22 protein-coding genes are annotated in these 23,203 nt (G+C 73.7%); 14 read left to right on the top strand and 8 right to left on the bottom strand.

Translation table 11 applies throughout. From position 1 onward, the window contains the following. Window positions 1–161: 161 nt before the first annotated feature. The 6 genes from ACFZCF_RS05095 (at window position 162) to ACFZCF_RS05070 (ending at window position 5,819) form a co-directional block, all read left to right on the top strand. Entirely contained in the window at window positions 162–515 is a 354-nt protein-coding gene (locus ACFZCF_RS05095) for a hypothetical protein (protein ID WP_388441571.1), read from the top strand. A 225-nt stretch (window positions 516–740) separates the two neighbouring features. Then, the gene (locus tag ACFZCF_RS05090) at window positions 741–2,201 is read left to right on the top strand and encodes an MFS transporter (RefSeq protein WP_388441568.1); all 1,461 of its coding nucleotides are present in this window, start codon (window positions 741–743) and stop codon (window positions 2,199–2,201) included. Window positions 2,202–2,232: 31 nt separating this feature from the next. Further along, window positions 2,233–2,430 carry an Arc family DNA-binding protein gene (locus tag ACFZCF_RS05085; protein ID WP_388441565.1) on the top strand — a complete coding sequence of 66 codons (198 nt, stop codon included), beginning with the start codon at window positions 2,233–2,235 and terminating at the stop codon, window positions 2,428–2,430. Next, entirely contained in the window at window positions 2,427–2,798 is a 372-nt protein-coding gene (locus ACFZCF_RS05080; RefSeq protein WP_388441562.1) for a type II toxin-antitoxin system death-on-curing family toxin, read from the top strand. The genes ACFZCF_RS05085 and ACFZCF_RS05080 overlap by 4 nt, the downstream gene beginning before the upstream one ends. A gap of 166 nt (window positions 2,799–2,964) precedes the next feature. Then, complete coding sequence (locus ACFZCF_RS05075; protein ID WP_391284674.1) at window positions 2,965–4,761, top strand: DEAD/DEAH box helicase family protein; 1,797 nt, start codon at window positions 2,965–2,967, stop codon at window positions 4,759–4,761. 416 nt (window positions 4,762–5,177) lie between these two features. Beyond that, window positions 5,178–5,819: an IclR family transcriptional regulator gene (locus ACFZCF_RS05070; RefSeq protein ID WP_169084335.1), complete on the top strand. Its 642-nt coding sequence runs from the start codon at window positions 5,178–5,180 to the stop codon at window positions 5,817–5,819. 214 nt (window positions 5,820–6,033) lie between these two features. On the opposite strand, the gene ACFZCF_RS05065 is transcribed toward ACFZCF_RS05070, so the two are convergent. Next, complete coding sequence (locus ACFZCF_RS05065; protein ID WP_391284671.1) at window positions 6,034–6,993, bottom strand: helix-turn-helix domain-containing protein; 960 nt, start codon at window positions 6,991–6,993, stop codon at window positions 6,034–6,036. A gap of 265 nt (window positions 6,994–7,258) precedes the next feature. Here ACFZCF_RS05065 and ACFZCF_RS05060 point away from each other — a divergent pair, with 265 nt between their 5' ends. Both ACFZCF_RS05060 and ACFZCF_RS05055 read left to right on the top strand, forming a co-directional pair. Continuing rightward, window positions 7,259–8,431 (top strand): acetylhydrolase, encoded by a 1,173-nt coding sequence (locus ACFZCF_RS05060; protein WP_391284670.1) that lies wholly within the window; start codon window positions 7,259–7,261, stop codon window positions 8,429–8,431. Between the two features lie 44 nt (window positions 8,432–8,475). Then, on the top strand, window positions 8,476–9,258 hold the full coding sequence (locus ACFZCF_RS05055) for a S16 family serine protease (RefSeq protein ID WP_391284797.1): 783 nt from the start codon (window positions 8,476–8,478) through the stop codon (window positions 9,256–9,258). On the opposite strand, the gene ACFZCF_RS05050 is transcribed toward ACFZCF_RS05055, so the two are convergent. The 3 genes from ACFZCF_RS05050 to ACFZCF_RS05040 are packed head-to-tail and all read right to left on the bottom strand — an operon-like array spanning window position 9,191 to window position 11,776. Then, window positions 9,191–10,579, bottom strand: coding sequence for an MFS transporter (locus tag ACFZCF_RS05050; protein WP_391284796.1), 1,389 nt, complete (start codon window positions 10,577–10,579; stop codon window positions 9,191–9,193). The two genes, ACFZCF_RS05055 and ACFZCF_RS05050, sit on opposite strands and share 68 nt — an antisense overlap. Window positions 10,580–10,633: 54 nt before the next feature. Continuing rightward, a complete protein-coding gene (locus ACFZCF_RS05045; protein WP_391284668.1) occupies window positions 10,634–11,233 on the bottom strand; it encodes a helix-turn-helix domain-containing protein in 600 nt (199 codons plus the stop codon). A 48-nt stretch (window positions 11,234–11,281) separates the two neighbouring features. Next, entirely contained in the window at window positions 11,282–11,776 is a 495-nt protein-coding gene (locus ACFZCF_RS05040) for an Lrp/AsnC family transcriptional regulator (RefSeq protein ID WP_388441546.1), read from the bottom strand. 121 nt (window positions 11,777–11,897) lie between these two features. On the opposite strand from ACFZCF_RS05040, the gene hppD reads away from it, so the two are divergent. Then, window positions 11,898–13,043 carry a 4-hydroxyphenylpyruvate dioxygenase gene (gene hppD / locus ACFZCF_RS05035; RefSeq protein WP_388441543.1) on the top strand — a complete coding sequence of 382 codons (1,146 nt, stop codon included), beginning with the start codon at window positions 11,898–11,900 and terminating at the stop codon, window positions 13,041–13,043. A 68-nt stretch (window positions 13,044–13,111) separates the two neighbouring features. Here the strand turns inward: hppD and ACFZCF_RS05030 are convergent, their stop codons facing one another. After that, window positions 13,112–14,554, bottom strand: a complete 1,443-nt coding sequence (locus ACFZCF_RS05030) for a tetratricopeptide repeat protein (protein ID WP_391284666.1) — start codon at window positions 14,552–14,554, stop codon at window positions 13,112–13,114. Between the two features lie 98 nt (window positions 14,555–14,652). Between ACFZCF_RS05030 and ACFZCF_RS05025 the strand changes: the two genes are divergently transcribed. After that, on the top strand, window positions 14,653–16,065 hold the full coding sequence (locus ACFZCF_RS05025) for an FAD-linked oxidase C-terminal domain-containing protein (protein WP_391284664.1): 1,413 nt from the start codon (window positions 14,653–14,655) through the stop codon (window positions 16,063–16,065). A gap of 13 nt (window positions 16,066–16,078) precedes the next feature. Here the strand turns inward: ACFZCF_RS05025 and ACFZCF_RS05020 are convergent, their stop codons facing one another. Next, window positions 16,079–16,573, bottom strand: coding sequence for an SsgA family sporulation/cell division regulator (locus tag ACFZCF_RS05020; protein WP_388441534.1), 495 nt, complete (start codon window positions 16,571–16,573; stop codon window positions 16,079–16,081). A 282-nt stretch (window positions 16,574–16,855) separates the two neighbouring features. On the opposite strand from ACFZCF_RS05020, the gene ACFZCF_RS05015 reads away from it, so the two are divergent. After that, window positions 16,856–18,160, top strand: coding sequence for an RDD family protein (locus tag ACFZCF_RS05015; protein ID WP_391284661.1), 1,305 nt, complete (start codon window positions 16,856–16,858; stop codon window positions 18,158–18,160). 103 nt (window positions 18,161–18,263) lie between these two features. Continuing rightward, the gene (locus ACFZCF_RS05010; RefSeq protein ID WP_391284659.1) at window positions 18,264–18,932 is read left to right on the top strand and encodes an RDD family protein; all 669 of its coding nucleotides are present in this window, start codon (window positions 18,264–18,266) and stop codon (window positions 18,930–18,932) included. A gap of 21 nt (window positions 18,933–18,953) precedes the next feature. On the opposite strand, the gene ACFZCF_RS05005 is transcribed toward ACFZCF_RS05010, so the two are convergent. Further along, complete coding sequence (locus tag ACFZCF_RS05005; protein ID WP_388441525.1) at window positions 18,954–19,232, bottom strand: hypothetical protein; 279 nt, start codon at window positions 19,230–19,232, stop codon at window positions 18,954–18,956. Between the two features lie 339 nt (window positions 19,233–19,571). Between ACFZCF_RS05005 and ACFZCF_RS05000 the strand changes: the two genes are divergently transcribed. Then, the gene (locus ACFZCF_RS05000; protein WP_391284658.1) at window positions 19,572–22,010 is read left to right on the top strand and encodes an immune inhibitor A domain-containing protein; all 2,439 of its coding nucleotides are present in this window, start codon (window positions 19,572–19,574) and stop codon (window positions 22,008–22,010) included. Between the two features lie 145 nt (window positions 22,011–22,155). Beyond that, entirely contained in the window at window positions 22,156–22,467 is a 312-nt protein-coding gene (locus ACFZCF_RS04995) for a hypothetical protein (RefSeq protein ID WP_031011690.1), read from the top strand. Window positions 22,468–22,514: 47 nt separating this feature from the next. On the opposite strand, the gene ACFZCF_RS04990 is transcribed toward ACFZCF_RS04995, so the two are convergent. Then, window positions 22,515–23,114, bottom strand: coding sequence for an isochorismatase family protein (locus ACFZCF_RS04990; protein WP_391284656.1), 600 nt, complete (start codon window positions 23,112–23,114; stop codon window positions 22,515–22,517). Window positions 23,115–23,203: the final 89 nt, after the last annotated feature.

The raw sequence follows: 23,203 nt of genomic DNA, 5'->3' as shown, positions 1-23,203 counted from the left end.
GGACGCTCCGGTCTGATCGGTTCATCACAATCTTTCACGTGCCGACCGAAAGGCTGGTGCAGAGGCTCGGAGTGGGGCTGCGCGAAATGAAGCCGGGGGGGCACACGACACCCGTCTATACGTGCAAATACGATCCCCGGCCCAAGCAGGAGGCGAAGGGTGTGAGCATCCAGTTCTCCTGGACCTCTCCTGACGACCCGGGCTGGACCAGAGTGCCCGCGGAGGAGATCACCCGCTACGACGTCAACGGTGTCCGCGTCGAGTCGACCTACTGGCTCTCCAAGCTCTTCGTGACCTGCCGGTTGCCGGGTGAGCTCGACGACGCCTCCCGTAAAGCGGTGTTCCGGGCCGAACTGTCCAACACGCTGAACTCGGAGAGGCGGGACGACGCCGAGGCGAAGCAGCGGCAGATCGAACTCCTCTACATCCTGGCGGGACGGGCCACCGACGCCCTCGGCTGTGCGGGCGACCCCCTCAAGGGGACCCCCGTGGTGAAGCCGTTGCCCACCCCGTAGGGCTTCGCTGCCGACGGCCGGTGGGTTACGCGGTTGAAGGACGAGGCCGACGGACGGTGGAAGTCCGCCATCCGGTGGCCGAGGGCCCGACCGTCCGCAACGATCCGGACTTCGACGGCGCGCAGGGGCGTACGGACGCGGAAGGAGGCGTAGGACCAAAGGGGGACGCCGGGATCCTGCGCGCGACAGGGGTCAGGGGTGGGGACGGCCCTTACCCTGGGGCCCATGAGTGCCCTCGAACCCCGTGATGCCGGGACCGCCGTCGAACCCTCGTCCGCCGAGGCCCCGCAGGGCTCCGTCCTCGACGCCGCCCATCGGGCGCTCAGTGTCGGCATCGTGTCCGTCGTGCTGCTCATCGCGTTCGAGGCGACGGCCGTGGGGACGGCGATGCCGGTGGCGGCGCGGGAGCTGGACGGGGTGTCGGTGTACGCCTTCGCGTTCTCCGCGTACTTCACGACCAGCCTCTTCGGCATGGTCGTCGCCGGGCAGTGGTCGGACCGGAACGGGCCCCTGGTGCCGGTGACGGCGGGGATCAGCGCCTTCGCGGCGGGGCTGCTGCTGTCCGGGACGGCGACCGCGATGTGGGTGTTCATCCTCGGGCGGGCCGTGCAGGGGCTGGGCGGCGGGTTGGTGATCGTCGCGTTGTACGTGGTCGTCAGCCGGGCGTACGAGGAGCGCCTGCGGCCCGCGATCATGGCGGCCTTCGCCGCGAGCTGGGTCGTGCCGTCGGTGGTCGGGCCGCTGGTCTCGGGGACGATCACCGAGCGCCTGGGGTGGCGGTGGGTCTTCGTCGGGATCCCCCTCCTCGTGGTGCTGCCGCTGGCGCTCGCGTTGCCGGCGATCCGGCGGACCGCCTCCGGGCCCGCCGACCCGTCGGCGCCGCGCGCGCCCTGGGACCGGCGCCGGGTCCTGCTGGCGCTGGCGATATCGGCGGGCGCCGCGCTGCTCCAGTACGCGGGGCAGGAGCCGCGCTGGCTGTCGCTGCTGCCCGCCGCCGCGGGTGTGGCGCTCCTGGTGCCGGCCGTGCGGGGGCTGCTGCCGCGCGGCACGGTGCGGGCGGCGCGCGGGCTGCCGGCCGTGGTGCTGCTGCGGGGCGTGGCGGCCGGGTCGTTCATCGCGGCGGAGTCCTTCGTGCCGCTGATGCTCGTCACGCAGCGCGGGGTCAGCCCCACGCTGGCCGGGCTGTCGCTGGCCCTGGGCGGCCTGACCTGGGCGCTTGGATCCTGGATCCAGTCGCGGCCGTGGACGGAGCCGTACCGGGAACGGCTCGTCGTGCTCGGGATGCTGCTCGTCGCCCTCGCCATCGCCGCCGTGCCGAGCGTGCTGCTGCCCGCCGTGCCGGTGGGCGTGGTCGCGACCGCCTGGGGCTTCGGCTGCCTCGGCATGGGCCTGGTGATCGCGTCGACGAGCGTGCTGCTGATGAAGCTGTCGCCGCCGGAGGAGGCGGGCGCCAACTCCGCCGCGCTCCAGATCTCCGACGGCCTGTCGAACGTGCTGCTGCTCACCGGTGGCGGCGCGGCCTTCGCCGCCCTCGGCGGCGGGGCGGTCGGCCACGCCGTCTCCTCCACCGCCTCGGGGGCCTCGCACCCCGCCGCCTTCGCCGTGGTCTTCCTGCCGATGGCGGGGGTCGCGCTGGTGGGGGCGTGGGTGGCGACGCGGCTGCGGGCGGCGTCGGAGAGCGCATGACACCGTGTGGTACCGCGCGGTACCGTGAGGTATGGCCGGTCTGAATGTCAGGTTCACCGAGGAAGAGCTGGACGCGCTGCGGGAGCGGGCGGAGGCCGAGGGGCGCAGCATGCAGTCCTTCGCCCACGACGCCGTGATCCGGGCCGTGAACGAGCACGCGCGCCTCTTCGACGAGGCGGCGGAGCACGTGCTGAAGGTCAGTGAGGAGCTGAACCGGAGGCTCGCGTGACGTACTACCTCACCCTGCCCGAGCTGCTGAAGCTCGCGGGCCGGCTGGGCGCGGACGAGGTGCGGGACTACGGCCTGCTCGACTCCGCCCTGGCCCGCCCGCGGTCCAGCGTCTTCGGGCAGGACGCGTACCCCGACGTGTGGCAGAAGGCCGCCGCGCTCATGGAGTCGCTGGCCCGCAACCACGGCCTCGTGGACGGCAACAAGCGCATCGCCTGGTACGCGACCTGGGTCTTCCTGCACCTGAACGGGCACCCGCTCGACGCGGACTTCGACGTGGACGAGGCCGAGGCGTTCGTCCTGGACGTCTGCCAGGGCGCCCTCGACGTGCCCAAGATCGCCGCCCAGCTCCCGAGGTTCGCCCGCTGAGCCGGGGCCGGGCCGTGGGGCGGATGTGACGCTCACCGCACGGCCCGAGGTCAGCGCGTCGGCCGACCCGTGTTCGATCGAGGTTCCGGTGGGCCCGCCGGTAAGGTGGCCCGGTTGTCATATCTGGACGAGCGTCTGGACGAGCGTCGAACCGTGACCGGAGATCGTGACTACCACCACCGCCACCTCCTCTCATCACCTCTCTCCCGCCTTCCCCGGCCGTGCCCCCTGGGGCACCGCCAACAAGCTGCGAGCCTGGCAGCAGGGCGCGATGGAGAAGTACATCCAGGAACAGCCCCGTGACTTCCTCGCCGTCGCCACGCCCGGCGCCGGCAAGACCACCTTCGCCCTGACCCTCGCGTCCTGGCTGCTGCACCACCACGTGGTGCAGCAGATCACCGTCGTCGCCCCCACCGAGCACCTGAAGAAGCAGTGGGCGGCGGCCGCGGCGCGGATAGGGATCAAGCTGGACCCGGAGTACAGCGCCGGGCCGCTCAGCAAGGAGTACGACGGCGTCGCCCTCACCTACGCCGGTGTCGGCGTGCGGCCCATGCTCCACCGCAACCGCTGCGAGCAGCGCAAGACCCTCGTCATCCTCGACGAGATCCACCACGCCGGTGACTCGAAGTCCTGGGGCGAGGCCTGCCTGGAGGCGTTCGACCCGGCCGCCCGCCGGCTCGCCCTCACCGGCACGCCCTTCCGCTCGGACACGAACCCGATCCCCTTCGTGACGTACGAGGAGGGGAACGACGGCATCCGCCGCTCCTCCGCCGACTACACCTACGGGTACGGGAACGCGCTCGGCGACGGCGTCGTCCGGCCGGTCATCTTCCTCTCCTACAGCGGCAACATGCGCTGGCGCACCAAGGCCGGCGACGAGATCGCCGCCCGGCTCGGCGAGCCGATGACCAAGGACGCCGTCTCGCAGGCCTGGCGCACCGCGCTCGACCCGCGCGGCGACTGGATGCCGAACGTGCTGCGCGCCGCCGACCAGCGCCTCACCGAGGTGCGGAAGTCCATCCCGGACGCGGGCGGCCTCGTCATCGCCTCCGACCAGGACTCGGCCCGCGCCTACGCCAAGCTGATCCGCGAGATCACCGGCACCAGGGCCACCCTCGTCCTCTCCGACGAGGCGGCCGCCTCCGCGCGCATCGACGAGTTCAGCGAGTCCACCGACCGCTGGATGGTCGCCGTCCGCATGGTGTCCGAGGGCGTCGACGTGCCCCGCCTCGCCGTCGGCGTGTACGCGACGACGATCTCGACGCCGCTGTTCTTCGCGCAGGCCGTCGGCCGTTTCGTGCGATCCCGCAGGCGAGGCGAGACCGCCTCCGTGTTCCTTCCGACCATCCCCAGCCTCCTCGGCTTCGCCAGCGAGATGGAGGTCGAGCGCGACCACGTCCTCGACAAGCCGAAGAAGGCGGGCGAGGACGAGGACCCGTACGCCGAGTCCGAGAAGGAGCTGGCGGAGGCGGAGAAGCAGCAGGACGAGGAGACCGGCGAGCAGGACATGCTGCCCTTCGAGGCGCTGGAGTCCGACGCCGTCTTCGACCGCGTCCTCTACAACGCCGCCGAGTTCGGCATGCAGGCCCACCCCGGCAGCGAGGAGGAGCAGGACTACCTCGGCATCCCCGGCCTCCTCGAACCCGACCAGGTGCAGCTCCTCCTCCAGAAGCGGCAGGCCCGGCAGATCGCGCACAGCCGCAAGAAGCCGGACACCGAGGCCGACCTGTTGGAGCTTCCGGCCGAGCGGCGGCCCGTCGTTTCCCACAAGGAGCTCCTGGAGCTGCGGAAGCAGCTCAACACCATGGTCGGCGCGTACGTCCACCAGAGCGGCAAGCCGCACGGCGTGATCCACACCGAGCTGCGGCGCGTCTGCGGCGGCCCGCCGAGCGCCGAGGCCACCGCCGGCCAGATCCGCGAACGGATCAAGAAGGTCCAGGAGTGGGCCACCCGGATGCGGTGACCCCGGTCCTCCGAGGTGAGAGAGGCCCGTACGACGGCGGTCGTACGGGCCTCTCCGGCGTCCCGCGCACGGCGGGACGGCACCGGGGCCGGCCCCCACGGACGGCCGTCCGGCACCCTCCACGCTACGTGCACGACATAGCCGTCCTTGTCAGCCAAAGTCCCGAGGAGGGCCGACGAAGGTCCTGAACCGTCCGCATCCGGTCGCCCGCGCCCGGATTCTGGACGAGGTCTTCCGCTGAGCGGAGCGGGTCGCTACTGTCCCGGCACAAAGCAACCGCCCCGTGGCAGCGCCGCCGCGGAGCGCAGCCGGTGTACCCCTTCCTGCCGGCGGCCTCTGACGTGCGTCGCCGACGGGACCGGCGCCGCGAACCCCGTGGGAGCCGCCGCCACTCACTTTCCGAAGGAGAGGGCGTCGTGACCGCGGAGACCTCCCAGACGCTCGACCGGGGACTCAGAGTCCTCAAACTGCTCGCCGACACCGACCACGGCCTGACCGTCACCGAGTTGTCCAACAAACTCGGCGTCAACCGGACCGTGGTCTACCGCCTGCTCGCCACCCTGGAGCAGCACGCCCTCGTCCGCCGCGACCTCGGCGGGCGGGCCCGTGTCGGCCTCGGCGTGCTGCGCCTCGGCCGCCAGGTGCATCCGCTGGTGCGGGAGGCGGCCCTGCCCGCCCTGCGCTCGCTCGCCGAGGACATCGGCGCGACCGCGCACCTCACGCTCGTCGACGGGGCGGAGGCGCTCGCCGTCGCCGTCGTCGAGCCCACCTGGACGGACTACCACGTGGCCTACCGGGCAGGCTTCCGCCACCCGCTGGACCGCGGCGCGGCGGGCCGCGCCATCCTCGCCGCCCGCCAGGGCACCCTCATCGAACCCGGCTTCACCCTCACCCACGGCGAGCTGGAGGCCGGGGCGAGCGGGGCGGCGGCGCCGCTCGTCGGCGTCACCGGCATCGAGGGCAGCGTCGGCGTCGTCATGCTCGCGGACGCCGTGCCGGAGCGCGTCGGCCCCCGCGTCGTCGACGCGGCCCGGGAAGTGGCGGACGCGCTGCGCTAGCCCGCGCCCGCGCCCGCTTCTGCCGAGGGGGTACCCGTACGCGCCAGGGGTACCGCCGCGCTGGTGCCCGCTGCCCACGCCCGGCTGCCGAAGGGGACCCGTAGGCACCACGGGTGCCCCCGCGCCAGTGCCCGCCGCCCCGCCCGCATCCGCCGCGGGGGTACCCGTACGCACCACGGGTACCCCTGCGGCGCGTGTACGGGCCCGCACGGCCCTACCTGAGGAGCAGCTCCGCGACCGCTGCGCGGGCGTGGTGCACCGAGCGGCCCGTCCGGACGGTGGTCAACAGGCCGGCCTCGCGGAGCGCCGCCGTGTGGCCGGAGACGGTGGCCGCCGACACCCCCAGGGCCCGGGCCAGTTCCGTCGTCGTCCGCGGCCCGGGCAGGGCGCGCAGCAGCGCCGCCCTCGTCGGGCCCAGGACGCCCGCCAGCGGCTCCCGCGACCCGCCAGGGGCCTCCGCCGGTACGGGAGGCAGCCCCGGGCCCGCCGGATAGGCGATCACGACCGGTCGGCCCGGCCGGTCCTGCACCAGCGGCGCGCCCCGCCAGTGGAAGGTCGGCAGCAGGACCAGCCCCCGCCCCCCGAGCCGCACCTCCCGGCTCCCGGACCCGGCCGGCCAGGTCCACACCCCGCCCTGGAGGACCGAGCCCGGCGCGAGGGCCGTCAGCGCCGCCCCGGGCCCGCCTTCCGCGAGCGCCACCGCGTGCCGGGCGAACTCCGCCCGGTGCAGGTCCTGCACCAGCCCCCACACCGGCGCCAGGACCGCCTCGTACGCCGCCCGCTGCGCGCCCGCGAGCGTCCGCCAGCCCTCCGGTCCGCCCGCGTGCAGCGACCGCACCCACGCCGGAGCCGGGCCGCCGTGACCCGCGTACACCCGCTCCAGCTCGGACCGTACGAGCTCCGGAGGGGCCGCCCGCATCTCCGCGAACCCTTCTTGCCGGGTCTCGCCCAGCACGTCCAGGAACACCGGCGCGGAACCACCCGGCACCAGGTCCGCGAGCGGCCCCGCCGCGGCCGACAGGGCCCGGGCCGTCCTCGCCCGCCACCGCCCGAACAGCAGCGCCTCGTGCGGCGCGCCGAGCATCAGCAGCGCCGCGTGCAGCTCGGGCACGGGAGAGGGCCGCGGCGCGTACCGCAACCGCCCCCAGTCCTCCACCGAGAAGTGGACCCGCACTCCGCCCCCTCACCGCTTACGGCTGTCACCGTGGGCGCCCCTCACCGTCCACGGCTCTCACCGTCCCGCACCTCCCACCGTGCGCGGCCCTCATCGTCCGCCACCCGCCCGGGCAGACGTTCCCCTCCGGGCGGACGGACGTTCTGGTCCGGACGGACCTCCCGGTCCGACAGACGCCCCCGTCCGCGCCACCGTCCCCGGACGAGCCTTTAGGCCCCCGCCGAAAGGCTCGTCCCCGGGCGTGGACGGGAAGCAGCATGCCCGCATGAACGACACCTTCCCGCTCCCCGTCCCCTCCCGCCGGACCGCCCCCTCCCGCCGGACCGTCCTCGGCGCCGCGTTCCTCGGCGCCGCCTCCGCCGGCCTGTCCGCCCTCCCGGCGCGGGCCTCGGCCGGGCTCATGCCCGTGCTGCCCGCGCCGACCGGGCCGTACGCCGTCGGTGTCGTCCGGCACGCGTTCACCGACCCGGCGCGCACCGACCCGTGGGATCCGGCGCTCGGAGCCCGGCAGGTCGTCGTCGGGGTCGTGTACCCGGCCCGGAGCGTCGCCGGGTTCTCCCGGGCCCCGCAGCTCACGCCCGGCGAGGCGGCCGTGTTCGGGGAGCTCGCCCCGATGGCGCGGGGGCTTCCCGCCACCGGCGTCGACTGGGCCGGGACGCTCACCCACGCGCACGCCGGCGCGCCGCCGCTGCCGGGCCGCCGGCCGGTCGTGCTGTACACGCCCGGCGGCGGCGACGCCCGCACCCTCGGCACCGGCCTCGCCGAGGACCTGGCGAGCCACGGGGCGGTCGTCGTCCTCGTCGACCACCCCGGCGAGGCGAGTCAGGTGGAGCTGCCCGACGGCACGGTCCGGGAGACCGTGCTCCACGGGCCGCCGGACCCGGAGACCTTCCGCACCATGGTCGACACCCGCGTCGCCGACCTCCGGCTCGTCCTCGACCGGCTCGCCGAGCTGCCGCACGCCGCCGTCATGGACCCGTGCGGGACCGGGATCGCCGGGCACTCCGCCGGTGGCACCGCCGCCGCCCTGCTCGCCGCCCGCGACCCCCGGATCCGGGCCGTGGCGAACCTGGAGGGCTATCTCGACGTGGAGCCCTGGCCGGGGGACCGGCCGCTGCTCCTGCTCCGCACCGACGGCTTCGAGGGCGCCGACCGGATCGAACGCTCCTGGGCGGGCCTGCGGGCCCGGCGCCGCACCCTGCGGGCCGCGAACCACTGGGTCCTCACCGATCACGCGGCGATCGTCCCCCGGCTGCACGCCGCCGGGCTCGTGCCGGACGCCGTACGGGACGGGCTCGTCGGCCCGGGCGACGCGGCGGACTCCTTCGCGGCCGTCCGCCACGAGCTGCGCCGCTTCTTCGGCCGGGAGCTGCGGGGCGCTTCCGGCCGGGAGCGGCGCGGTGTCCCCGGCCGGGAGGCGGGCGGCGCCCGCCGCTGAGCCCGGCCCAGTAGATTGGACGCGTGCTCTCGCGTCTCTCCCGTATGCCCCGGTCCCGTGTGCTCGCGGCGTGCGCCGTGCCCGTCGTCGCGCTGGTCGCCGTGGCGGGGCTCGCGCCGCTGCCGTTCGCGATCGCCCAGCCCGGCAGCACCGCCGACGTCCTCGGCAGGGACCGGGGCCGGGAGATCATCACGATCACCGGCGCCCCCGTCCGGCCCACCACGGGGCAGCTGCGGATGACGACGATCCTCGCCACCGGCCCCGGCACGGACATCGACTTCGGGGACGTCGCCGACGCCTGGTTCCGCACCGACCGCGCGGTGCTCCCGCACGACTCCGTCTACCCGCCGGGCAAGTCCGACGCGGAGATCGAGAAGCGGAACATCGGGCAGATGAAGGAGTCCCAGGACGCCGCCGCCATGGCCGCCCTGAGGTACCTGGAGCTCGACCCGGCGAAGGTGAAGGTGGAGCTGCACCTCGCCGACGTCGGCGGCCCCAGCGCCGGCCTGCTCTTCGCCCTCGGCGTCGTCGACAAGCTCGACGGCGACGGCGACGGTGGCCAGCTCACCGGCGGCAGGGTCGTCGCCGGTACGGGCACGATCGCGCCGGACGGGAAGGTCGGGGCGGTCGGCGGCGTCTCCCTCAAGACGCAGGCCGCCTCCCGCGACGGCGCCACCGTCTTCCTGGTCCCCAAGGACGAGTGCTCCGACGCGCGGGCCGAACTCCCGGACGGCATGCGGCTCGTGCCCGTCACCGCGCTCACCGACGCGGTGGACTCGCTGCGGGCACTCGGGCAGGGCCAGGAGTCGAAGGTCCCGAGCTGCTGACGGAGACCTCGTCCATGGCACGCCACGTGGGGAAGACCGCCGGGGCGAGCGTCACCAGGAAGTAGAGCGCGGCGACCCCCAGCAGGGTCGCCGTCAGCCCCGCCGCCTCCACCACGAGACCCGTCACCAGCCCGCCCAGCGGCGTCGCCATCAGCACCCCGGCCGTGGACGCCGCGGCGACCCGGGTCCGCAGCGCCTCCGGCACCCGCTCGTACATCACGGTCGTCAGCACCGGGTTGAGCACCCCGGCCCCCAGACCGGCCACCACCGCCGTCACGAGCAGTGGGGCGACCGTCTCCGTCGTCGCCGCGACCACGAACAGCGGGGCGCCGGTCAGGAGGAAGCCGGTGGTGAAGACCGCCCGGCGCGGGAAGCGGTGTCCCACGGCCCCGTAGAGCAGCGCCGCGGCGAGCGCGCACCCCGCGAAGACGGCGACCAGCAGGCCCTGGGCGGCCGGCCCGCCCAGGTGTTCCCGGGCGTGCAGCGGCAGCAGCACCGAACTCCAGCTCAGGGAGAGTCCGTTGGTGACCATCACCAGGAGCGTGATGCCGAGCATCAGCCGGTCGCCGAAGAGGTAGGCGTACCCCTCGCGCAGGTCGGTCCGATAGCGCTCCGCCGAGAGGCGGGGCCCGTCGCGCCGAGGCTCGGCCGCCGGTACGCCGCGCAGCCCGTGCGCGACGAGCAGCGCGGAGACCGTGAAGGTCCCCGCGTCGAACAGGAGGACGGTCTCGGCGCCGGCCGTCGCCACCAGGACGCCCGCGAGCGCGGCGCCGCCCATCCTGGCTCCGCGCGACACCGCGTCGTACAGGCTCGCGGCCCGGGCGAGCGGGGTCCCGGCCCGCTCCGCGAGATGCGGCACCAGGACGTGGCGGGCGGTCTCGCCGGGGGCGTGGAAGAGGCCGTTGACCGCCATCAGCGCGCAGAGCAGCCCGTAGGTGAGGTGTCCGGTGTGGTGCAGCAGGGGGATCGCGGCGAGCGCGAGCCCGCACACCAGGTCGGACGCGACGCTGACCCGCCGCCGCCCGATCCGGTCCACGAGCGGCCCGCCCGCCACCGCGGAGAGGACCACCGGGAGCGCCGCGCAGAACGCGACGAACCCGGCCTTGCCGGGGCTGCCCGTGGTCTCCAGGGCGAACCACGGCACGCCGATGAGGGTGAGCGAATTCCCCGCGATGGAGATGGCGTTGGCCGCGAGGACGGTGACGAGGGGGCGCTTGCTGGTCTTGTTCCCGGTGGCACGCACGTGTCTCGCGGTCCCTTCCGTGGTGGTCGGTTCGTGGCTGGTGCGGGTCCAGGGACGGGGGGAGTGGGCCGCGCGCAGCGGCCCCGCGCCGGCCCCGGACCGCTCCGCCCGCTCACTCCGGCCGCCCCCGGCTCACTCCTCCCGCTGGGGGAACGCGTGCAGGTGGAGCCGTACGCGCTCCGCGTTCGGCGCGGTGGCCTCGGGCACGTGCCGGTACTCGTCGATCAGGGCGTGCAGGCGCTCCCCGAGCTCGCGCGCGGCGGCGGGCGGCAGCCGCAGGGTGAAGTCGCTCATGTCGGAGGCGCCGGCCCAGGCGGGCCACTCGTGCCGGGTGGCGATCCAGGTGGACAGTTCCTGGGTGTGGTTGGTCGCGACCTCGTGCAGGAGGAGGTCGGCGGCGCCCCGCACCTCGGGGTCGGCGTTCCCGACCAGGGAGTCGTCCCAGCTGATGCCCTCCTGCGCGGCCCTCCACCACCGCTCCCGCCCCTTCCCGAGGCTCGGGTCGTCCTCGACGAAGCCGTGCGCGGCGAGCTGGCGCAGGTGGTAGCTGGTGGCGCCGCTGGACTCGCCGAGGCGTTCGGCGAGCCGGGACGCGGTGGCGGGGCCGTACTGGCGCAGGGTGCGGAGGAGCCGCAGGCGGAGCGGGTGGGCGAGGCCGCGCAGGGAGCGCGGGTCGAGCGCGCGGGTGACGTGCTCGGGCGGGGCCTTCGCGGCCTCTTCGGGCTCGGGCATGCCCTGAGCGTAGAGATGCAAAGAAAGCGTTGCAAGGGTTTCTTTGCATCAACCCCTTCGTCCCCGCTGCTCCGGCTCACCGCCCGCCGCCTGCTCCACCAGCGGGATGATCCGCAGCGGCACCGCGTTCTCCATCACGATGGCCGTCGACGCCCGCACGATCCCCTCGAAGGCGACCACCTTGTCGATCACCCGCTGGAGGTCCGCGTTCGACCGCGCCACCAGCCGGCACAGCATGTCCCCGTGGCCCGTCGTGGTGTGCAGTTCGAGGACCTCCGGCACCGTCGCCAGGTGCTCCCGGACGTCCGCGCCCTGGCCCTGCTTGATCTCCAGGGTCGCGAAGGCCGTCACCGGGTAGCCGAGCGCCGCCGGGTCCACCTGGGGGCCGAAGCCGCGGATCACCCCGCTCGCCTGGAGGCGGTCGAGGCGGGCCTGGACGGTGCCCCGGGCCACGCCGAGCCGCCGCGACGCCTCCAGGACGCCGATGCGCGGCTCCCTCGCCAGGAGCACGATCAGCCGCCCGTCCAAATGATCGATCGCCACGACGCCCTCCGAGTGGTCACGATGTACAAGTCGCCCGGCCATACTCGCGTGGCGCTGTACATCTTGCCCACCCCAACTGCGAACTATTGCGCACCTTGCAGGTCGGCGGGACGCTGACCCCATGACTGAGACCCTTGACCACACCCCTTCCACCGCGCGCGAGGCCGACCCCTTCCCGGTGAAGGGCATGGACGCGGTCGTCTTCGCCGTGGGCAACGCCAAGCAGGCCGCGCACTACTACTCCACCGCCTTCGGCATGAAGCTGGTCGCCTACTCCGGACCGGAGAACGGCAGCCGGGAGACCGCCAGTTACGTCCTCACCAACGGCGCCGCCCGTTTCGTGTTCACCTCCGTCATCAAGGCGAGCAGCGACTGGGGCCGCTTCCTCGACGCGCACGTCGCCGAGCACGGCGACGGCGTGATCGACCTGGCCATCGAGGTCCCCGACGCCCGCGCCGCGTACGCCCACGCCGTCGCGCAGGGCGCCACCGGCCTGGTGGAGCCGTACGAGCTGAAGGACGAGCACGGCACCGTCGTCCTCGCCGCCATCGCCACCTACGGCCAGACCCGCCACACCCTCGTCGAGCGCTCGGCCTACACCGGCCCGTACCTCCCCGGGTACACCGCTGCCGCCCCGATCGTGGAGCCGCCGGCCAAGCGCACCTTCCAGGCGATCGACCACTGCGTCGGCAACGTCGAGCTCGGGAAGATGAACGAGTGGGTGACGTTCTACAACGACGTCATGGGCTTCACCAACATGAAGGAGTTCGTGGGCGACGACATCGCCACCGAGTACTCCGCCCTCATGTCGAAGGTGGTCGCGGACGGCACCAAGAAGGTGAAGTTCCCGATCAACGAGCCGGCGATCGCGAAGAAGAAGTCGCAGATCGACGAGTACCTCGAGTTCTACAACGGCCCCGGCGTCCAGCACATCGCCCTCGCCACCAACGACATCGTCGCCACCGTGCGCTCGATGCGCGCCGCCGGCGTCGAGTTCCTGTCCGTCCCGGACGCCTACTACGACACCCTCGGCGAGTGGGTCGGCGACACCCGCGTGCCGATCGACGAGCTGCGCGAGCTGAAGATCCTCGCCGACCGCGACGAGGACGGCTACCTGCTCCAGATCTTCACCAAGCCGGTCCAGGACCGCCCGACCGTCTTCTTCGAGATGATCGAGCGCCACGGCTCCATGGGCTTCGGCAAGGGCAACTTCAAGGCCCTCTTCGAGGCCATCGAGCGCGAGCAGGACAAGCGCGGCAACCTGTAGGACCGGCCGGCGCGTCCGGGGCGGGGCACGGGGCCCGTCCCGGACACGCGGTCACCTCCTCGCCCCGCTCAGCGGTCCCCCCGGGCCGCCGCCCCCACCGGCGGAGCGTCCCCCTCCACCGCCGCCGCCCGCACCGGCAGCGCGTCCTTCGGCACCGCCTCCGGATCCGGCTCGCCCAGCTCCGCCAGCGCCGCCTCGGCCCGCGGCGCGTGCAGCGGTGAGAACGACGGGTGGATCCGCAACGCCTCCTCCAGGTGCCGCCGCGCCTGACCGGTCCGCCCCAGCGCCCGCTCGATCTCCCCCAGGTGGTACGTGAACGAGGCGCTCCGCAGCCCCTCCTCGGTGGCCCCGCGGGCGTACGGCAGCGCCTCCTCCGACTCGCCCGCCCGGTGCAGCGCCCAACCCAGCGCGTCCGCCACCGCCACCGACCGGTGCCCCTTCCCCCAGAGGGCCTTCAGCCGGGCCACCGCCGCGGCCGGATCGCCGTGGTCGGCGTCGAGCAGCCCGAGGACGACGTCCCCCGCGGCCCAACTCCCCTCCCGCAGCCGCTGGTACGCCGCCCGCGCGTCCGCGTCCAGGCCCAGTGACTCCGCCAGCTCCCCGGCCTCCAGGACGTACTCGGGGAGCGGCTGACGAGCCAGCGCCGCCCGCCACTCCCGCCGCGCCTCGCCGGTCCGGCCGAGCGCCGCGAGCGCCCGCGCCCGGCCCGCGAGCGCCGGCCCGTGGTCGGGCACGAACCGCAGCGCCGTCCCGTACCGCTCCAGGGCCTCGGCCGGCTCGCCCCGCTCCCACGAGAACCGCCCGAGGCGCGCGTACGCCTCCGCCTTCTCCGCGTCCGACGCCGCGAGCGCCGCCGCGTCCAGCGCCGTGGCGTCGGCGTCCTCCCGCCAGCCCCGGTCCCGGTAGACCTGCGCGGCCCGGCCCCGCACCATGGCCCCGCCGTGCAGCTCGTCGAGGCGCTCCATGGCCTTGCGGGCCGCCGCGTAGTCGCCGAGGCCGTTGTACGCGTCGATGAGGAGCGGGTACGCGTTCCACCGCTTCGGCGCCGCCTTCCTGGCCCGCTCGCCCCACTCCTCGGCGCCCTTCCAGTCGCCCCGGGCCCCGGCGAGCGCCGCGAGCCCCAGCTGCGCGTCCACGTTCCCCCGCCCGGCCGGCAGCTCCGCCAGCGAACGGTTCAGCGCCCGCTCGGCCCTCGGCAGGTCCCGTACGTCGCCGAGCCGGGCGCCCCGCTCCGTGTAGGCCGCGCCGAGCACCGCCCACGACGCGGCGTCGTCCGGGTGGTCCGCCAGCCACTCCTCCCGGTCGCGGATCAGCGCCACGAGGTCCGGCAGCGCCGCCGGCGCCCCCGCGTGGGCCGCGCTCGCCGCCCGCTCGGCGGGCCTCGGGGGCCGCGGCGGCGGGTCCCCGCCGAGCAGCTCCGGCAGGTACAGCAGCGCCGTCGCCGCGAGCACCGCCACCGCCCCGGAGGCCAGCACCAGCCGCGACACGTTCTGGCTCTTCATCGCGCTCATGCGCCTCACTGTGCGCCCGCTCGCGCTCGTACGAAGAGCGCACGAGCCGCCCGCTCCGGCGGGTTCACACCATCGGCCCCCGGTGCCACGCTGGGACCATGGACGATCTCCAGACGCCCCACCGGGATCCCCGCCCGGATCCCCGTGCGGCCCTCCTCGTGGACCTCCGCGCCGGACTCCCCGCCGACGCCGTCCTCGCCGACCCGGACGTGACGGCCTCCTACGCCCGCGACATGGCGAGCTTCTGCGCGGCCGGCACCCCCGCCGCCGTCGTGCTGCCGCGCACCGTCGAAGAGGTCCGGCACGTCATGCGGACGGCGACCGCGCACCGCGTCCCGGTCGTGCCGCAGGGCGCCCGCACCGGACTGTCCGGGGGCGCCAACGCCTCCGAGGGCTGTGTCGTGCTCTCCCTCGTCAAGATGGACCGGATCCTGGAGATCGACCCGGTCGACCGCGTCGCCGTCGTCGAACCGGGCGTCGTCAACGCCGTCCTGTCCCGCGCCGTGAACGAACACGGCCTGTCCTACCCGCCGGATCCCTCCAGTTGGGAGTCGTGCACCATCGGCGGCAACATCGGCACCGCCTCCGGAGGCCTGTGCTGCGTCAAGTACGGCGTCACCGCCGAGTACGTCCTCGGCCTCGACGTCGTGCTCGCCGACGGACGCCTCCTCACCACCGGGCGCCGCACCGCCAAGGGCGTCGCCGGATACGACCTCACCCGGCTCTTCGTCGGCTCCGAGGGCAGCCTCGGCGTCGTCGTGAAGGCCGTCCTCGCGCTCAAGCCGCAGCCGCCCGCCCAGCTCGTCCTCGCCGCCGAGTTCCCCTCCACGGACGCAGCCTGCGCCGCCGTCTGCGCGATCATGGAGCGCGGACACACGCCCTCGCTCCTCGAACTCATGGACCGCACCACCGTCCAGGCCGTCAACCGCATGGCGCGGATGGGCCTCCCCGAGACCACCGAGGCGCTCCTCCTGTGCGCCTTCGACACCCCGGACCCGGCCGCCGACCTCGCCGCCGTCGGCGCGCTCTGCGCCGCCGCCGGGGCCACCGAGGTCGTCCCCGCCGCCGACGCCGCCGAGTCCGAACTCCTCCTCCAGGCCCGCCGGCTCTCCCTCACCGCCCTGGAGACCCTCAAGCCGGCCACGATGATCGACGACGTCTGCGTGCCCCGCACCCGGCTCGCCGAGATGCTCACCGGCACCAGCGCCATCGCCGAGGAGTACGCCCTCACCATCGGCGTCTGCGTCCACGCGGGCGACGGCAACACCCACCCCGTCGTCTGCTTCGACCCCACCGACGAGGACGAGTCCCGGCGCGCCCGCGAGTCCTTCGACGCGATCATGGCGCTCGGCCTCTCCCTCGGCGGCACCATCACCGGCGAACACGGCGTCGGCGTCCTGAAGAAGGAGTGGCTGGCCCGCGAACTCGGGCCGGTCGGACTCGAACTCCAGCGGGAGATCAAGCGCGTCTTCGACCCGCTGGGCCTCCTCAACCCCGGAAAGCTGTTCTGACCCCGGGGGTCCGTCACAGCTCGCCGTCCTGTGCGTCGTCCGAGCCCCACGGGTCCCGCAGCCACAGGTCGTCGCCGACCGCGGTGGTCGCCAGCAGCTCCGCCAGGCCGTCGTCGATGCCGAGCCGCTCCGACTCCGTGCCCGGCGGCACCGTGCGCAGGGTCCGCTCCAGCCAGGCGGACACCTGCGCCGACGGGGCCTCCAGGAGCGCGTCGCCGTCGGGGGAGGAGAGGGCCATCAGGATGACGCTGCGGCCGTCGACCTTCGTCGGCCAGATCCGCACGTCCCCCTGGCCGCAGGGCCGGAAGACGCCCTCGACGAGCAGCTCGCGGGCGAAGGTCCAGTTCACCGGGTGCTCGGAGCCGATGTGGAAGGTCATGTGGACGGCGTACGGGTCGTCGGTGCGGTAGGCGAGCCGGGCGGGCACCGGGACCGAGCGCTCGGGGGACAGGACCAGCTTCAGCTCCAGCTCGCGCTCGACGGTGGTGTGCTCCGTGTTGTTCCGCATGACTGCTGCCTCTCGCGTAGGGGCCCCGGACGGGCCTTCACCTGGAGAGAGCGCGGTGGACGCGGTGCATTACGCGACTTCGGGGAAGTTTTTTTCGGGGAGTTCCTCCGGCCGCCCGGGACCCCGGCCCAGGGCCCGAACCTCACGGGGAGTGAGCGATTCCGTCCTCCTTCGCGTGAAGGCGGGCTTTCTCGCGGGCTCTTTCCTCCCTGGCGGAGGTTCTTCGTTACTGTGCCTCCTTAGTGTGGTGACGGAACGTTGTGACTGAACGGAGTCGGGGCAGTGGCTACTCCACCCGGAGGCGGCGGCGAGGTACCGCAGGCGGGGTACTACCCGGACCCGTCGATTCCCGGATACATCCGGTACTGGAACGGCGGCTCCTGGGTGCCCGGCACGAGCCGGCCCGCCCCCAAGGACGGCGAGGGCGCGCCCGTGCCGCCCGCCCCGGCCATGCCGGCCGGGCCGGTCCTCGCGCCGAGCCCCGCCCCCGCGCCGGCCGTCCCCGCCCCTGCCGCGGCGCCCGAGCCCGCCCCGGCGCCGGCCCCCGCGCCCGCTCCCGAGCCCGCCCCCGCGGCCGTCGCCCCCGCGCGGGCCGCCGTCGACGAGACCGGGCCCGTCTTCTTCGACGAGGAGCCGGAGGCCTGGGAGGCCCCCGCGGCCGCCGTGCCCGACCCGCGCTCCCCGGTCGAGTGGCCGACCGCCCCGGCGCAGGCGGAGGCGCCCGCCGTGGACCCCCGCGTCCCGAGCGCCCCCGCCCGCCTCGGCGGCATGCCCGTCACCCCGGCCCCCGCCCCGGCCCACGAGCCCCCCGCGCCCGCCCCGGCCCCGGCGCCCGTCCACGAGGCCCCGGCCCCCGCCCCCGTACAGCCGCAGCCGCAGCCCGCCCCGGTACAGCCGCAGCCCCAGCCCGCCCCCGTGCAGGCGCAGGCCTCCGCCCCCGTCGCCCCCTCCTGGGCCCACCCCCACCCCCAGCCGGCGCAGCTCCAGTCCCCACTCCAGCCGCAGGCACCGCAGCCCCAGCCGGCGCAGGGGCAGCAGCCCGTGGTCCCGTGGAAGCCGCCGGTCGAGGACCCCTTCCTCGCGGCCGTCCGCGATCAGTCCTCCGCGCCGCCGGCCGGGCTCGGGCGCCGGCTGGTGGCCCGGGTGATCGACACCCTCCTGCTCGGCGCGATGGCGGCCGGGGCCGCCTTCCCCTTCGTCACCGCCGCCCTGGACCACATCCAGGCCAAGATCGACGCGGCCGAGCGCTCCGGCGTCACCGTGCAGGTGTGGCTCGTCGACGGCACCACCTCCGTCCAGTTCGGCATCGCCCTCGGCCTCTTCCTCGTCCTCGGCCTGCTGTACGAGGCGCTGCCCACCGCCAAGTGGGGCCGCACGCTCGGCAAGAAGCTGTGCGGCGTCCAGGTCAGGGACATCGAGGCGCACGAGCCGCCGACCCTCGGGCGGTCGCTGCGCCGCTGGTTCGTCCACACCTTCCTGGGCCTGCTGGTGATCGGCGTCCTCGACGCGCTCTGGTGCGTCTTCGACCGCCCGTGGCGCCAGTGCTGGCACGACAAGGCGGCCGGCACCTTCGTCGCGAGGACCTGACCCGCCGGGGCACGGACCGCCGGCCCGCCGCGGGGCGGACGGCGGTCCCCCGAACGGGGGCCCTTCCGTTGCGGCCGCCCGGCCGCCGGGATGCGATGCCCCCATGAGCACCGACCAGCCGCCGCCCGGCCCGCCCCCCGACGACGACCCCTTCGCCAAGCGGCCCCAGGAACCGCCCGGGGAACCGCCCTACGGCCCGCCGCCGGGGCCCCCGCCGCCCGGGAGCCCGTACGACTCGCCGTACCCGCCCCCGCCCCCGTACGGCGGCTACGGCGGGGGCTACGGCGGCACCGACCCGCTCTCCGGGATGCCGCCGCTCGCCGAGACCGGCCGCCGGGTCCTGGCGCGGCTCATCGACTGGCTGATCATCGCGGTGCCGCTCGCGATCATCGGCATCCCGTTCGACATCTACGACCGGGCGACGGTCGACGGCGACGACTTCCAGGCCACCTGGACCGGCGGCTGGCAGCTGGTCTTCCAGCTCCTGACGATCGTCGCGTACGTCACGTACGACACCGTGCTCACGGCGCGGGACGGGCAGACCGTCGGCAAGCGGCTGATGAAGCTGCGCGTCGCCATGCTCAACGACGGCTCCACGCCCCCGATGAGCCAGTCGCTGCTGCGGGCCGTCGTGCTCTGGCTGCCGGCGCTGATCTGCTGCGCCTGCCTGTGGCCGCTGCTCATCCTGATCCTCATCCTCGTCGACAAGCCCTACAAGCAGGGCCTGCACGACAAGGCGGCGAAGACGGTGGTCGTCACCGTGCCGAGGTAGCCGCCGGCGGCACGGACGGACTCACCGACCGGTCCGGGTATCGGCTCCCGCGCCCATCCGCGCGGCCGGTACCCGGACCGCGTCGTTCCCGGCGGCGGGCGCCGGGGCGTCGGGGGTCTTGACGGGCCGCGCCGCCGAGGGCATCGTCACCGCCACGAGCACGCCGAGCACCAGCCCGGCGAGACAGGCCGCGGCGACGGCCGGCGGCCCGGTGGCCCCGGTCACCAGCAGGAGCGCGGCGGTCGCGAGGACCACGACGGCCGAACCGTAGGCGTACTGCGCTGCGTTCGGACGCTGCATGACGGATACCGCCCCTCCGGACTCGCGGTCGACTCTACGACGCTCGATGCCCGCGGGGGACGCCGGGTAAGCGTGACCTGACCCACGGTGCCGGAGCACGGGGGGCGCACGGGTGGCACGCCGGGGCCGGCACCCGGACTTCGGCTTCGCTTCCCCCTCCCGACCGTCCGCATACCGGATTTCGACACCCGCATAGTGCACTTGGTGTGTGCAAGTCAAGATCTGTCTTTTCTGCTCGCTCTCCGGTCGAATGTCGTCACTTGTGACGCGCGACCCGCCCGGACGGACACCCCACCTTCCTGGTCCGAGGGCGCGGGCGCCGGGGAGGAACGACACCAAGTGACCAACAGACGACGGGCGATTCGGGCGTCCGCGGTGGTCGTGGCGCTCGCGGCCACGGCCGCCACCGCCTCGACCTTCAGCACCGCGTGGGCGAACGAGGACGGCAGGATCTCGGCGGCGGACGTCCGCCACGACCCGGCTCCGGGCGACGGCCACAGCCACGAGAAGACCACGGTCGACCACGACCTCGACGGCCCCTTCAGCAAGCAGCAGGCGGCGCAGCGCAAGGCCGCCCTGGAGCAGGTGCTCAGCGGCGAGGCCAAGGTCGAGCGCCGCGGCGGTTCGCAGGTCGTGAAGCTCGACGCGAAGAAGTACGTCGAGCTGGGCCGCGAGAAGACCGACAAGATCTTCACGATCCTCGTCGAGTTCGGCGACCAGGTGGACAACACCACCCTCGTCGACCGCAAGGACGACGAGACGGACGAGCTGAAGCCGAAGTTCGGCGGCCAGCCCGGCCCGCTGCACAATCGGATAGCCGAGCCGGACCGGTCGAAGGACAACTCGACCGCGTGGCAGGCCGACTACAACCAGAAGCACTTCCAGGACCTGTACTTCGGCACCGGCAAGGACCCGAAGACCGGTCAGCAGAAGCACTCCCTCAAGACCTACTACGAGCGCACCTCGTCCGGCCGGTACTCGGTCGACGGCGCCGTCTCCGACTGGGTCAAGGTCCCGTACAACGAGGCCCGCTACGGCTCCAACTACTGCGGCCAGACCAACTGCGCCAACGTGTGGGACACCGTCCGCGACGGCGTGAACGCCTGGGTCGCCGACCAGAAGGCCAAGGGCAAGACCGACGCCCAGATCAAGGCCGACCTGGCGTCCTACGACCAGTGGGACCGCTACGACTTCGACGCCGACGGCAACTTCAACGAGTCCGACGGCTACATCGACCACTTCCAGATCGTCCACGCGGGCGAGGACGAGTCGGCCGGCGGCGGCGCCCAGGGCACCGACGCCCTGTGGGCCCACCGCTGGTACGCCTTCGGCACCAGCGCGGGCAAGACCGGCCCCGCGAACAACAAGGCCGGCGGCACCCCGATCGGCGACACCGGCATCTGGGTCGGCGACTACACGATGCAGCCCGAGAACGGCGGCCTCGGCGTCTTCGCGCACGAGTACGGTCACGACCTCGGCCTGCCGGACCTGTACGACACCGCGGGCGGCGAGAACTCGACCGGCTACTGGTCCCTGATGTCCTCCGGTTCCTGGCTCGGCCTGGGCAAGGAGTCCATCGGCGACATGCCCGGCGACATGAACGCCTGGGACAAGCTCCAGCTCGGCTGGCTCAACTACACCAAGGTGAGCGACGAGCAGCGCGCCGAGAAGTCCACCCACAAGCTGGGCGTGGCGGAGTACAACACCAAGAACCCGCAGGCGCTCCTCGTCGAGCTGCCGAAGAAGGCCGTCACCACCGACATCGTGCAGCCCGCCGAGGGCGCCACGCAGTGGTGGAGCGGCATGGGCGACGACCTCAAGAACACCCTGACCCGCCCGGTCGACCTCACCGGCAAGTCGTCCGCCACCCTGAACCTCAAGGGCTGGTACGACATCGAGGCCGAGTACGACTACCTCTACACCGAGGTGTCGACGGACGGCGGCGCCAACTGGACCGCCCTGGACGGCACGGCCGACGGCAAGCCGATCGACCGCGACGCGGCCGGCACCCCGGCGCTCTCCAGCGTCTCCGGCGCCTACAAGTCGCTCTCGTTCGACCTGTCGGCGTACGCGGGCAAGAAGTTCGACCTCCGCTTCCGCTACCAGACGGACGGCGGCCTCGCGCTCAAGGGCTTCGCGGCCGACTCCATCTCGCTGACCGCCGACGGTGCCACCGTCTTCTCCGACAACGCGGAGAACGGTGACAACGGCTGGACGGCCAAGGGCTTCCAGCGGATGGGCAAGGGCTTCACCAACGAGTACGAGCAGTACTACATCGCCGAGAACCGCCAGTACGTCTCGTACGACGCCACCCTCAAGGTCGGCCCGTACAACTTCGGCTTCACCGGCGACAAGGCGAGCTGGGTCGAGCACTACCCGTACCAGAACGGTCTGCTCATCTGGAAGTGGGACCTGTCCCAGAAGGACAACAACACCTCCCAGCACCCGGGCCAGGGCCTGATCCTTCCGGTCGACGCCCACCCGACCCCGCTGAAGTTCCGCGACGGCACCCTGATGCGCAACCGTGTCCAGGCGTACGACTCCACCTTCGGAACGTACCGGACGGACGCTTTCCAGCTGCACCTGAAGGACGTCCCGACCTGGATCCGCTCGCAGCCGGGCAACCCGGTCTTCGACGACCGCAAGGGCACCTACTGGTACCCGGAGACCGAGCGCGCCGGCGTGAAGGTCACTGACACCAACACCAAGATCGAGGTCGTCAAGGAGCCGAAGAACGGCCAGACGGTCACGGTCCGCGTGGGCCCGTCGACTCGTTGATCGACTAGCTTCACAGTAGAACCGCAGGTCACAGCATGATCGGCCGTCGCCCCCTAGCGGGCGACGGCCGATCGTGTTTAGGTGCAGCTGACCGAGTCCTCAGGGACTCCTTATTGACAGTCGGCTCACGGGGGAGTGGTTCCGCATGCCCGGTGGCGGGTTCTGCAAGTTGCCGGGAGGCAGTGTGGTGGTGGCGATAGGGCTGCCCAGTCCGGCCGGCGACGGCGCCACGGTGCGCTTCCTCGTCCACGCCGCGAACCGGGCCCGCGCCCTGACCAGGCTGCGAAACCTGGGCCTGCGGTCGGTTTACCTGCGGGGGAACGCCGAGCCGCCCACCGGCGACGAGATCACCGCCGTCCTCCACCACCCGGACGGCCTGCTGTGGAGGTCCACCCCGGGCGCCGCCCAGGAGCTGTGGCACCCCGCCAGGGCCCTGCCGAAGGCCCCGGCGGCCTAAAGCCCGGATCCGGGCGCGCCAGCCTTACGAGCCGCGCGCGGGGGGCCCTAGGCGACGACCGGCTCGCCCTTGAGCTCGACGCCCGCCTCCCGGAGCTCGGTGAGCGCCCGGTCGGTGGTCGCGCGGGCGACGCCCGCCGTGAGGTCGAGCAGGACCCGGGTGCGGAAGCCCTCGCGGGCCGCGTCCAGGGCGGTGGCCCGCACGCAGTGGTCGGTGGCGATGCCGACGACGTCGACCTCGGTCACCTCCCGCTCCCGCAGCCACCCGGCCAGCGTGCCGCCGTTCTCGTCCCGCCCCTCGAAGCCGCTGTAGGCGGCCTCGTAGGCGCCCTTGTCGAAGACGGCCTGCACCGCGCCGCCGGCGACCGCCGGGGCGAAGTTCGGGTGGAAGCCGACGCCCTCGGTGCCGGCCACGCAGTGCCGCGGCCAGGAGGTGACGTAGTCCGGCGCCTCGCCGGCCGGGGCGAAGTGCGCGCCCGGGTCGATGTGGTGGTCGCGGGTGGCGACGACGTGGTGGTAGACGGAGCCCGCCGCCTCGCCCACCAGCTCGGTGATGGCGGCGGCGACGTCCGCGCCGCCCGTCACCGCGAGGCTGCCGCCCTCGCAGAAGTCGTTCTGTACGTCCACGACGATCAGTGCGCGGTGCATGGCGGGTGTCCTCGGGTGGTCGGGGCGGTGGGATGGGGCCGAGCCTAGAGACTTCCCCTCCGGTCCGGGAGGGGAAGCCCCGGGCTCTG

The sequence above is a fragment of the Streptomyces sp. NPDC007945 genome (assembly GCF_042958885.1).
Classification (GTDB): domain Bacteria; phylum Actinomycetota; class Actinomycetes; order Streptomycetales; family Streptomycetaceae; genus Streptomyces.
The sequence above is the reverse complement of the archived record's forward strand: the minus strand, read 5'-3'. Positions and strand labels throughout refer to the sequence as shown.

Coding starts and splice junctions, on each gene's coding strand:
- ACFZCF_RS04995 (WP_031011690.1), top strand. CDS start 22,156: ATGCCCGGTGGCGGGTTCTGCAAGTTGCCGGGAGGCAGTGTGGTGGTG.
- ACFZCF_RS05010 (WP_391284659.1), top strand. CDS start 18,264: ATGAGCACCGACCAGCCGCCGCCCGGCCCGCCCCCCGACGACGACCCC.
- ACFZCF_RS05030 (WP_391284666.1), bottom strand. CDS start 14,554: ATGAGCGCGATGAAGAGCCAGAACGTGTCGCGGCTGGTGCTGGCCTCC.
- ACFZCF_RS05045 (WP_391284668.1), bottom strand. CDS start 11,233: ATGCCCGAGCCCGAAGAGGCCGCGAAGGCCCCGCCCGAGCACGTCACC.
- ACFZCF_RS05025 (WP_391284664.1), top strand. CDS start 14,653: ATGGACGATCTCCAGACGCCCCACCGGGATCCCCGCCCGGATCCCCGT.
- ACFZCF_RS05020 (WP_388441534.1), bottom strand. CDS start 16,573: ATGCGGAACAACACGGAGCACACCACCGTCGAGCGCGAGCTGGAGCTG.
- ACFZCF_RS05085 (WP_388441565.1), top strand. CDS start 2,233: ATGGCCGGTCTGAATGTCAGGTTCACCGAGGAAGAGCTGGACGCGCTG.
- ACFZCF_RS05060 (WP_391284670.1), top strand. CDS start 7,259: ATGAACGACACCTTCCCGCTCCCCGTCCCCTCCCGCCGGACCGCCCCC.
- ACFZCF_RS05005 (WP_388441525.1), bottom strand. CDS start 19,232: ATGCAGCGTCCGAACGCAGCGCAGTACGCCTACGGTTCGGCCGTCGTG.
- ACFZCF_RS05090 (WP_388441568.1), top strand. CDS start 741: ATGAGTGCCCTCGAACCCCGTGATGCCGGGACCGCCGTCGAACCCTCG.
- hppD (WP_388441543.1), top strand. CDS start 11,898: ATGACTGAGACCCTTGACCACACCCCTTCCACCGCGCGCGAGGCCGAC.
- ACFZCF_RS05055 (WP_391284797.1), top strand. CDS start 8,476: ATGCCCCGGTCCCGTGTGCTCGCGGCGTGCGCCGTGCCCGTCGTCGCG.
- ACFZCF_RS04990 (WP_391284656.1), bottom strand. CDS start 23,114: ATGCACCGCGCACTGATCGTCGTGGACGTACAGAACGACTTCTGCGAG.